Genomic DNA, 10,390 nt, shown 5'->3' on the forward strand with positions numbered 1-10,390 from the left:
CTGCAGGAGTGGCCCAGGCGTGCCAAGGCATCAGGTATCCGTCTTGCCCAGTTCGACATGAAAGCGGCAGCCGTTGGGCTCCATGGTGCTGAGGCTGACGCTCCAGCCCTGGTTTTCACAAATCCGCTGCACCAGCGACAGGCCCAGCCCAAGCCCTTCGCCACGCTTCTCGCCACCGCGCACAAACGGCTCGAACATCGCTTCGCGCTTCTCTTCGGGAATACCGACACCGCTGTCTTCGACCAGAAAACCGCAGGGCAGAATGGTCAAGCGGATAAACCCGCTGTCGGTGTAGTGCAAAGCATTACGCAACAGATTGCCCATGACCGCATGCAGGAATGTCGCGTTATAGCGCGTATCCGACGGATTGCCGGGTTCATAAAACAGCGTGAGTCCCTTGTCCTCGATCGGCTCGCGCCACATGCCGAGCAAGTCTTCGGCCACCTGCCCCAGGGTCAGTTGCGGCGACATGCTGGCATCTTCGCGCTGAGCCCGGGCGAGCATCAGGAAGGTCTGGACCAATTCGCGCATTTCTTCACAAGCGCGAGCGATCCGCTCGACCTGATTGCGACCACGCTGATCGAGATCCGGATTCTCCAGCAACAATTCGCAGGAACTGGCCAATACCATCAACGGTGTACGCAGTTCGTGACTGACGTCGCTGGTGAATAGCCGCTCGCGGCTCAGTGCCTGGCGCAATCGGCCCAGCGTGGCGTCGAAGGCCACCGCCAGCTCACCGACTTCATCGGCGGCATAGTCCGGCGCCAGGGGCGGTGCCAGACCGAGCAGTTGATCGCGGTGACGCACCTGACGCGCCAGCCGGACCACCGGAGCCATGACCTTGCGCGCCAGAACCCAACCAAGAAACACTGCCAATGCCAGACTTAATACGAACCCCACCAGCACCACGGCAAACAGCACCCGCTCGCGCTCTTCGAAATCGCTCTGATCTTGCAGCAAGACGTAACGCCGGCCGTCAACGATCTCGACGATCGCGTGGTATGACAGATGCTCGCGAAATACTTCATGGAACCCCGCATCCAGGTGCCGCAGGTCCCTGGGTAAGTCAAAGTCGCCGGGGCCACCGCTGAAGTAGAACAACTGATCGGGCTCGGGACGGTGGTTCCAGTCGGCCATGCTGTCCATCAACAGCAAACGCTGTAAATCGCCACCCAAGCCTGCAGAAATCAGCTTTGCTTCGACCAGATGCACGGTCGCCACGATGCCCATGGCGAATGCCCCCGCAACCAACGCACTCATCAAGGCAAAAGCAATAATGATCCGCTGAGCAAGGCTCTGCTTAAACTCCATCACGCCCCTCGGCCAGACGATAGCCGACGCCGTGCACGGTTTGCAGCAACGGTTTGGCGAACGGCTTGTCGATCACCTGACGTAGCTGATGGACGTGACTGCGCAGGCTGTCGCTGTCCGGACAATCATCGCCCCAGAGGGCTTCTTCAAGTATTTCGCGACGCAATACGTGCGGGCTTTTCTGCATCAACACTGCCAGCAGTTTGAGGCCCACCGGGTTGAGTTTCAGCAGGCGACCTTCGCGGGTCACTTCCAGCGTGTCGAGGTCGTAGCTCAGATCGCCAACCTGCAGGGCACGGCGACCGCCACCCTGGGTACGACGCATGACCGCCTCGATGCGCGCCGCCAGTTCGGACAGGGCAAAGGGTTTGACCAAGTAATCATCGGCACCGGACTTGAAGCCCTGCAGCCGGTCATCCAGCTGGTCACGGGCGGTCAACATGATTACCGGGGTATCGCGCCGGGCGTCTTCACGCAGGCGTTTGCACAGGGTGTAACCATCGATGCCGGGCAGCATGATGTCGAGCACGATCAAGTCGTAATGCTCGGTGGCCGCCAGGTGCAGACCTGACAAACCGTCCTGCGCGCAATCCACGGTATAGCCTTTAAGCCCCAGATAATCAGCCAGATTGGCGAGGATGTCGCGGTTGTCTTCAACCAATAGAATTCGCATGGGCACTTGCTCCGTACACAGTTACGGCCGTCTTGGCCCGCGCAGCTTAAGGCCAAGAGTGACTCAGGGATAGGGCTGTCTGATTATCCACCCTGTCAGAATGCCCGCCGAGTTTTCGTCTGACCGAGGATCAAAAGATCGCAGGCTTCGCCAGCTCCTACGCCGAACGCATGCTCTGTAGGAGCTGGCGAAGCCTGCGATTTTTTGACGTTGCTGTTCACAGACAATAAAAAACCCCGCAGGCTTAACGCCAGCGGGGTTTTTTCGTACAGGGTAAGGCTGGCTTACATCATGCCGCCCATACCGCCCATACCGCCCATGTCTGGCATGCCGCCGCCAGCTGGACCGTCTTCCTTGATCTCAGCGATCATGGCTTCGGTGGTGATCATCAGGCTGGCAATCGACGAAGCTGCTTGCAGAGCCGAACGAGTCACTTTGGCCGGGTCCAGGATACCCATTTCGATCATGTCGCCGTATTCGCCGGTAGCAGCGTTGTAACCGTAGTTACCCTTACCCTGCTTGACCTTGTCGACTACAACGCTTGGCTCGTCACCGGAGTTGGCAACGATCTGACGCAGTGGCGCTTCAACAGCGCGACGCAGCAACTGGATGCCCACGTTCTGGTCATCGTTGTCGCCTTTCAGTTCAGAGATAGCTTGCAGAGCGCGAACCAGCGCCACGCCACCGCCAGGTACCACGCCTTCTTCAACGGCTGCACGGGTAGCGTGCAGGGCGTCTTCAACGCGGGCTTTCTTCTCTTTCATTTCAACTTCGGAACCAGCGCCAACCTTGATCACTGCAACGCCGCCGGACAGCTTGGCCAGACGCTCTTGCAGTTTTTCACGGTCGTAGTCGGACGAAGTGTCAGCCACTTGTTGACGGATCTGAACAACGCGAGCCTGGATGTCAGCCTCAACGCCAGCACCGTCGATGATGGTGGTGTTTTCTTTGGACAGGATCACGCGCTTGGCATTACCCAGGTGTTCCAGGGTAGTGCTTTCCAGGCTCAGGCCGATCTCTTCGGAGATAACGGTACCGCCAGTCAGAACAGCGATGTCCTGCAGCATGGCCTTGCGACGGTCGCCAAAGCCCGGGGCTTTGACAGCAGCAACTTTAACGATGCCGCGCATGTTGTTCACAACCAGAGTCGCCAGGGCTTCGCCTTCAACGTCTTCGGCAACGATCAGCAGAGGACGGCCGGCTTTCGCAACGGCTTCCAGTACTGGCAGCATTTCGCGGATGTTCGAGATCTTCTTGTCGACCAGCAGGATCAGCGGACCGTCCAGTTCGGCGGTCATGGTCTCTGGCTTGTTGACGAAGTACGGGGACAGGTAGCCACGGTCGAACTGCATGCCTTCTACAACCGACAGTTCGTTTTCCAGGCCCGAGCCTTCTTCAACGGTGATCACGCCTTCTTTCCCGACTTTTTCCATGGCTTCGGCAATGATGTCGCCGATGGAGCTGTCGGAGTTGGCCGAGATGGTGCCGACCTGAGCGATTGCCTTGGTGTCAGCGCATGGCTTGGACAGGGCTTTGAGCTCTTTGACGATAGCGATGGTCGCTTTGTCGATGCCGCGCTTCAGGTCCATCGGGTTCATGCCGGCAGCGACGGCTTTCAGGCCTTCGTTGACGATCGATTGAGCCAGAACGGTAGCGGTGGTGGTGCCGTCGCCTGCGTCATCGTTGGCACGGGAAGCAACGTCTTTGACCAGCTGCGCGCCCATGTTCTCGAAACGGTCTTTCAGTTCGATTTCTTTGGCTACCGAAACGCCGTCCTTGGTGATGGTCGGAGCGCCGAAGCTCTTCTCGATGATCACGTTACGGCCTTTAGGGCCCAGGGTCGCTTTTACTGCGTCAGCCAGGACGTTCACACCGGCGAGCATTTTCTTACGGGCGGAATCGCCGAATTTAACTTCTTTAGCAGCCATGATCGATATTCCTTAAATACTTTGTAGTAGCGGGAAATTGAGCGGAAATCAGCCTTCGATAACAGCGAGAATCTCGTTCTCAGCCATTACCAGCAGGTCTTCACCGTCGACTTTCACAGTGTTGCTGCCGGAGTACGGGCCGAACACAACCTTGTCACCCACTTTCACGGCCAGCGCACGCACTTCACCGTTGTCTAGCACGCGGCCGGTACCGACAGCGAGGACTTCACCGCTGTTGGCTTTTTCAGCAGCCGAACCTGGCAGAACGATACCGCCAGCGGTTTTCTTTTCTTCTTCGCTGCGACGGATGACGACGCGGTCATGCAGAGGACGAAGCTTCATTGTCGATCTCTCCTAATTGTGGTTTTCAGCGGCCGGTGTAATCCCGGCGGGTTAAATTCCGGCGTTGCCGGTTGCGGTTCGCAAAGCGAACCGCGGAAGTCTGTCTGGTGATCTTCACCAGAAACCTTGCGGTGACCGTTACATAAGGGCGCATAAGCTTATTACAAGGGCTGGGCAGTGAAATTTTTTACGGTACTGACCACAGAAACGAACACGGCACCCAAAGGTGCCGTGTGAGTGAAGCGGTTATTTGGAATCGCGGTGCTCGAACTCGCCTTCGATCACGTCCGGCTCACGCCCCAGCGGTTGACGCGGAGCCGGGCCACCACGCGGTTGCAGATCATCGGCGAAGGCACGCTGACGAATCGCCTGTTCTTCGGCGCGCTTGCGCATCGTGTTGGCCAGCAACCGACGGGTGAGCGGCAACGTCATGATCAGACCGATCACGCTGCTGATAAAGCCTGGCAGGATCAACAGACCGCCACCCAAGGCCAGCATCAGGCCTTCGAGCATGGTCTGGGCTGGCAACTCACCACGGTTCAGACTTTCACGAGCGCGCAATGCGGTGGCCAGACCGGCGATACGCAGCACGAACACGCCGAACATCGAGCCGAGAATGATCAGCAGCAGCGCCGGAAAAAACCCGATGGCCGCGCTGACCTTGACGAATACGAACAGCTCCAACACCGGGAACAGCAGAAAGAGCAACAAAAAAGGGCGCATCAAATGGTTCCTCAACGCAAGAATGCCTTGCAAGTAGAACTTAGATGACGTCACCGTTTCGTGATTTCAAGCGTCAGTCACTGCATTTTTCGGCCAATGCTCGGCGTGAGCCAGTAAAACCAAGGCTTCGCGTACTTGTGTCGGCGTATTACAAACCTCCGGGAACGGCAACCAGTACAGCCCCTGACCAATACGCAGGTGCATCCCTTCGCTGTCGATACCCGCCAATTGAGCAGGCGAAGTTTTCGGCAACCCGGCCAGGTCGACGTAATGGGCGATGGCTTTGGCGTGGTCGGCGTTCATGTGTTCGACCATGCTCACTTCAGCCTTGCCGGCGAACGGGTTGGCCAGGATCAGTTGGTCGACCCAGTGGATCGCACCGAAACCGCCGATGTAGCGATGACGGACCGGTTTGAGTACCCAGAAGTCAAAATCATGCGCCTTGTGATAACTCTGCGAGTCCGGGAAATAGCGGTAATAACGCTCGGCGGCGGCATCGATCGCTGCTTCGTCTTCGATCTTTTCCGCTTCGGCCAGGTAGGTCAGACGACCGACGGCCTGCACATCTTCAGCCTCACGCTCACCCACCAGCAGTGAGCATTTGGGATCTTTTTGCAGATTGTGGGTGTGCTGGGCGATCCGGCTGATCAGGATCAGCGGCCGACCCTGCTCGTCCAGGCAATAAGGAACCACCGAACCGAACGGGAAACCGGGCATCGCCTTGGAGTGCGTCGAAAGCACTCCGCGGTATTCCTTGAGCAGCAATTCTCGGGCATGCTTGGCAGCTTCAACGCTCAATTTATGACTCCTTATATAGAATCCGTCGAAAAAACGGACAGGCACCTGGGGCAAAGTTCCAGCAACGCCATCGGGGCAGTTCTCATGTGCAGCCAGGCCACATCAGGTGCAGATCGAGAGGCGCTCTAAAAGGAAACCACTCTGACCTGCTATTGGGGCATGCGAATGCAACTCACTGACAAAGTAATCATTATCACGGGCGGTTGCCAGGGTTTAGGCCGTTCGATGGCCGAGTATTTCGCCGCCAAGGGCGCGAAACTGGCACTGGTCGACCTCAACCAGGAAAAACTCGACCTGGCCGTCGCTGCCTGCAAAGCCGCCGGTGTCGAGGCTCGCGCCTACCTGTGCAACGTCGCCAATGAAGAACAGGTGACCCACATGGTCGCCCAGGTTGCTGAAGACTTCGGCGCGATCCACGGCCTGATCAACAACGCCGGAATACTGCGTGATGGCCTGCTGATCAAGGTCAAGGACGGCGAAATGACCAGGATGAGCCTGGCCCAATGGCAGGCAGTGATCGACGTCAACCTGACCGGCGTGTTCCTGTGCACCCGTGAAGTAGCGGCGAAGATGGTCGAGCTGAAGACCGGCGGCGCGATCGTCAACATCTCCTCGATCTCCCGCGCCGGTAACGTCGGCCAGACCAACTACTCCGCCGCCAAGGCCGGTGTCGCTGCGGCTACCGTGACCTGGGCCAAGGAACTGGCGCGCTACGGCATTCGCGTGGCTGGTATCGCTCCAGGCTTCATCGAAACCGAAATGACCCTGGGCATGAAGCCTGAAGCGCTGGAGAAAATGACGTCCGGGATTCCGCTCAAGCGCATGGGCAAGCCCGAAGAAATCGCCCATTCGGCGGCGTACATCTTCGAGAACGACTATTACACCGGCCGGATCCTCGAAATGGATGGCGGTTTGCGCATCTAAGGCCACCGCAAAACAAATGTGGGAGCGGGCTTGCTCGCGAAAGCGGTGTGTCAAACAACATCAACGTTGACTGACACGCCCTCTTCGCGAGCAAGCCCGCTCCCACATTAAATGGCATTTCAAATGAGCGGCTTCGACAGCCGCTCATTTTCAATCGTCGCTGACGGTGATGTTCGGCATCGCGGGTGCGACAGCTTCCTGCAAGACGATTCGCGCACCGACGTGACGGGCCAGTTCCTGGTAAACCATGGCGATCTGGCTTTCGGGTTCTGCGATCACCGTAGGCTTGCCACCGTCGGCCTGCTCGCGAATCAGCATCGACAGCGGTAACGATGCCAGCAGCTCGACACCATACTGGTTGGCCAGCTTCTCACCACCACCTTCACCGAACAGATGCTCGGCGTGACCGCAGTTGGAGCAGATGTGCACGGCCATGTTTTCCACCACGCCGAGTACCGGAATGTTGACCTTGCGGAACATCTCCACGCCTTTGCGCGCGTCCAGCAACGCCAGGTCCTGCGGCGTAGTGACGATCACCGCACCGGCCACCGGGACCTTTTGCGCCAGGGTCAGCTGAATGTCACCGGTGCCTGGCGGCATGTCGATCACCAGATAGTCCAGGTCGCTCCAGGCGGTCTGCGTCACCAGTTGCAGCAAAGCACCGGAAACCATCGGACCGCGCCAGACCATTGGCGTGTTGTCGTCGGTCAGAAACGCCATGGACATGACTTCAACGCCATGGGACTCGATTGGCACAAACCACTTCTGGTCCTTGATCTTTGGTCGGGTGCCTTCCGGGATGCCGAACATGATGCCCTGGCTCGGGCCATAGATATCGGCGTCGAGAATCCCGACCTTGGCGCCTTCACGGGCCAGGGCCAGCGCGAGGTTGGCAGCCGTGGTGGATTTGCCCACACCGCCCTTGCCGGACGCCACCGCGACCACATTTTTAACGTTGGCCAAACCCGGGATCTGCGCCTGAGCCTTGTGCGCCGCAATCACAGTGGTGATCTCGACTTTGGCCGAGGTCACGCCATCCAGGCCTTCGATAGCCATTTGCAGCATCTGCGCCCAGCCACTCTTGAACAGACCGGCGGCGTAGCCCAGTTCCAGCTGAACGCTGACGCGGTCGCCCTGGATGTCGATGCTGCGCAGGCAACCGGCGCTGATAGGGTCCTGGTTCAGGTAAGGGTCGGTGTACTGGCGAAGGACGGCTTCCACCGCTGCGCGATTGACGGCGCTCATGGGCAACTCCGATAACAAGACTGGAAAATCAGACAGGTATCGTACCTGTTCTGGTGGTTCGACGGGATGCCCAAAAGATCGCAGCCTTCGGCAGCTCCTACGGGGCTCGCGTATCCCGTTGTTTTTGTAGGAGCTGCCGCAGGCTGCGATCTTTTCGGCATCCCCGGTTGCTCATCCAATGAAACAGGCCCACAGGGTGAAAAATATGCGCCGGCGCTTTATAGTGGCCGACCTCCGTTTCATCAAGTAGCCGAGCCCCATGTCCGAGCCACGCAAGATCCTCGTCACCAGCGCCCTGCCCTATGCCAATGGTTCAATCCACCTTGGCCATATGCTTGAGTACATCCAGACCGATATGTGGGTGCGCTTCCAGAAGCATCGCGGCAATCAATGCACTTACGTCTGCGCGGACGACGCCCACGGTTCGGCCATCATGCTGCGCGCAGAAAAAGAAGGCATCACCCCGGAACAACTGATCGCCAACGTCCAGGCTGAACACAGCGCCGACTTTGCCGAGTTCCTGGTGGACTTCGACAACTTCCACTCCACTCACGCCGAAGAAAACCGTGAGCTGTCGAGCCAGATCTACCTGAAGCTGCGCGACGCCGGGCACATCGCCACGCGCTCGATCACGCAGTATTTCGACCCGGAAAAGAAAATGTTCCTGGCCGACCGCTTCATCAAAGGCACCTGCCCGAAGTGCGGCACTGAAGACCAGTACGGCGACAACTGCGAAAAATGCGGTGCTACTTACGCGCCAACCGACCTGAAAGATCCGAAGTCAGCGATCTCTGGCGCCACACCGGTGCTCAAGGACTCCCAGCACTTCTTCTTCAAGCTGCCGGACTTCCAGCAAATGCTGCAGGAATGGACCCGCAGCGGCACCCTGCAGGACGCGGTCGCGAACAAGATCGCCGAATGGCTGGATGTCGGCCTGCAACAGTGGGATATCTCCCGCGATGCGCCGTATTTCGGTTTCGAAATCCCGGACGAGCCAGGCAAGTATTTCTACGTCTGGCTGGACGCGCCGATCGGCTACATGGCGAGCTTCAAGAACCTTTGCGCACGTCGGCAGGATTTGGACTTCGACGCGTACTGGGCCAAGGACTCCACCGCCGAGCTGTACCACTTCATCGGCAAGGACATCGTCAATTTCCACGCACTGTTCTGGCCGGCGATGCTTGAAGGCGCGGGCTACCGCAAGCCGACCGGCATCAATGTACACGGCTACCTGACCGTCAACGGTCAGAAGATGTCCAAGTCTCGTGGCACCTTCATCAAGGCCCGGACCTACCTGGACCATCTGTCGCCCGAATACCTGCGTTACTACTACGCCGCCAAGCTCGGCCGTGGCGTCGACGACCTGGACCTGAACCTCGAAGACTTCGTGCAGAAGGTCAACTCCGACCTGGTCGGCAAAGTCGTCAACATCGCCAGCCGCTGCGCAGGCTTCATCCACAAAGGCAACGCTGGCGTGCTGGTGGCTGGTAATGCCGCGCCAGAACTGACCGAAGCGTTCCTGGCCGCCGCGCCGAGCATCTGCGACGCCTACGAGGCTCGCGATTTCGCCCGCGCCATGCGCGAGATCATGGGCCTGGCCGACCGTGCCAACGCCTGGATCGCCGACAAGGCGCCATGGTCGCTGAACAAACAGGAAGGCAAGCAAGACGAAGTCCAGGCGATCTGCGCACTGGGCGTCAACCTGTTCCGCCAACTGGTGATTTTCCTCAAGCCCGTGCTGCCGTTGCTGGCCGCCGACGCCGAGGCGTTCCTCAACGTCGCACCACTGACCTGGAACGATCACGCGACCCTGCTCAGCAACCATCAGCTGAACGAGTTCAAACCGCTGATGACCCGCATCGACCCGGTCAAGGTGCAAGCCATGACCGATGCTTCGAAAGAAGACCTGGCCGCCAGCCAGACCGACACCGGCGATGCCGCCCCCCAAGGTAACGGCGAACTGACCAAGGATCCGCTGTCGCCAGAGATCGAGTTCGATACTTTTGCCGCTGTCGACCTGCGGGTTGCCCTGATCCTCAAGGCCGAAGCCGTGGAAGGAGCGGACAAGCTACTGCGCCTGACCCTGGACATCGGTGACGAGCAACGCAACGTATTCTCCGGCATCAAGAGCGCTTATCCGGACCCGGCCAAGCTTGAAGGTCGCCTGACGATGATGATCGCCAACCTCAAGCCACGCAAAATGCGCTTCGGGATCTCCGAAGGCATGGTTATGGCGGCAGGCCCTGGCGGCGAAGAAATCTACCTGCTGAGCCCGGACAGTGGCGCCAAGCCAGGTCAGCGCATCAAGTAAGGCTCGACCTGCTGAACCGATCCCACAGTCGTGCCCGGCATGACTGTGGGATTTTCATGTCTGGCCCATACTGTCGTAGGAGCTGCCGAAGGCTGCGATCTTTTGACCTTGTTTTTTAAGATCAAAAGATCGCAG

At 58.7% G+C, this 10,390-nt stretch carries 9 protein-coding genes; 2 read left to right on the forward strand and 7 right to left on the reverse strand.

Going from position 1 to position 10,390, the window contains the following annotated elements; all coding sequences use genetic code 11:
• Nucleotides 1-30 precede the first annotated feature (30 nt).
• The 6 genes from ACIPIN_RS04955 to ACIPIN_RS04980 form a co-directional block, all read right to left on the reverse strand.
• Nucleotides 31-1,311, reverse strand: a complete 1,281-nt coding sequence (locus ACIPIN_RS04955) for a sensor histidine kinase (protein ID WP_401116092.1) — start codon at nucleotides 1,309-1,311, stop codon at nucleotides 31-33.
• On the reverse strand, nucleotides 1,301-1,984 hold the full coding sequence (colR, locus tag ACIPIN_RS04960) for a two-component system response regulator ColR (protein ID WP_054593790.1): 684 nt from the start codon (nucleotides 1,982-1,984) through the stop codon (nucleotides 1,301-1,303). Before colR ends, ACIPIN_RS04955 begins: the two co-directional genes overlap by 11 nt.
• 284 nt (nucleotides 1,985-2,268) lie before the next feature.
• A complete protein-coding gene (gene groL / locus ACIPIN_RS04965) occupies nucleotides 2,269-3,912 on the reverse strand; it encodes a chaperonin GroEL (protein WP_216744733.1) in 1,644 nt (547 codons plus the stop codon).
• Between the two features lie 48 nt (nucleotides 3,913-3,960).
• Nucleotides 3,961-4,254 (reverse strand): co-chaperone GroES, encoded by a 294-nt coding sequence (locus tag ACIPIN_RS04970; RefSeq protein WP_008032125.1) that lies wholly within the window; start codon nucleotides 4,252-4,254, stop codon nucleotides 3,961-3,963.
• 246 nt (nucleotides 4,255-4,500) lie between these two features.
• Nucleotides 4,501-4,977, reverse strand: a complete 477-nt coding sequence (locus ACIPIN_RS04975; RefSeq protein ID WP_401116095.1) for an FxsA family protein — start codon at nucleotides 4,975-4,977, stop codon at nucleotides 4,501-4,503.
• 66 nt (nucleotides 4,978-5,043) lie between these two features.
• Nucleotides 5,044-5,775: a HugZ family protein gene (locus ACIPIN_RS04980; protein WP_401116097.1), complete on the reverse strand. Its 732-nt coding sequence runs from the start codon at nucleotides 5,773-5,775 to the stop codon at nucleotides 5,044-5,046.
• A gap of 165 nt (nucleotides 5,776-5,940) precedes the next feature.
• Between ACIPIN_RS04980 and ACIPIN_RS04985 the strand changes: the two genes are divergently transcribed.
• Nucleotides 5,941-6,699 (forward strand): SDR family oxidoreductase, encoded by a 759-nt coding sequence (locus ACIPIN_RS04985; RefSeq protein ID WP_401116100.1) that lies wholly within the window; start codon nucleotides 5,941-5,943, stop codon nucleotides 6,697-6,699.
• A 150-nt stretch (nucleotides 6,700-6,849) separates the two neighbouring features.
• Here ACIPIN_RS04985 and apbC read toward each other — a convergent pair whose 3' ends face one another.
• Nucleotides 6,850-7,944, reverse strand: coding sequence for an iron-sulfur cluster carrier protein ApbC (gene apbC, locus ACIPIN_RS04990; RefSeq protein WP_401116102.1), 1,095 nt, complete (start codon nucleotides 7,942-7,944; stop codon nucleotides 6,850-6,852).
• Nucleotides 7,945-8,203: 259 nt separating this feature from the next.
• Between apbC and metG the strand changes: the two genes are divergently transcribed.
• On the forward strand, nucleotides 8,204-10,255 hold the full coding sequence (gene metG / locus ACIPIN_RS04995) for a methionine--tRNA ligase (protein ID WP_401116105.1): 2,052 nt from the start codon (nucleotides 8,204-8,206) through the stop codon (nucleotides 10,253-10,255).
• The last annotated feature ends 135 nt before the right edge of the window (nucleotides 10,256-10,390 follow it).

The organism is Pseudomonas sp. NPDC087697 (genome assembly GCF_044743155.1).
Taxonomy (GTDB): Bacteria; Pseudomonadota; Gammaproteobacteria; order Pseudomonadales; family Pseudomonadaceae; genus Aquipseudomonas.

Bases quoted from the DNA above. Each gene is read 5' to 3' on its own strand.
- colR (WP_054593790.1), bottom strand. From the start codon at position 1,984: ATGCGAATTCTATTGGTTGAAGACAACCGCGACATCCTCGCCAATCTG.
- ACIPIN_RS04955 (WP_401116092.1), bottom strand. From the start codon at position 1,311: ATGGAGTTTAAGCAGAGCCTTGCTCAGCGGATCATTATTGCTTTTGCC.
- apbC (WP_401116102.1), bottom strand. From the start codon at position 7,944: ATGAGCGCCGTCAATCGCGCAGCGGTGGAAGCCGTCCTTCGCCAGTAC.
- ACIPIN_RS04975 (WP_401116095.1), bottom strand. From the start codon at position 4,977: ATGCGCCCTTTTTTGTTGCTCTTTCTGCTGTTCCCGGTGTTGGAGCTG.
- ACIPIN_RS04970 (WP_008032125.1), bottom strand. From the start codon at position 4,254: ATGAAGCTTCGTCCTCTGCATGACCGCGTCGTCATCCGTCGCAGCGAA.
- metG (WP_401116105.1), top strand. From the start codon at position 8,204: ATGTCCGAGCCACGCAAGATCCTCGTCACCAGCGCCCTGCCCTATGCC.
- groL (WP_216744733.1), bottom strand. From the start codon at position 3,912: ATGGCTGCTAAAGAAGTTAAATTCGGCGATTCCGCCCGTAAGAAAATG.
- ACIPIN_RS04985 (WP_401116100.1), top strand. From the start codon at position 5,941: ATGCAACTCACTGACAAAGTAATCATTATCACGGGCGGTTGCCAGGGT.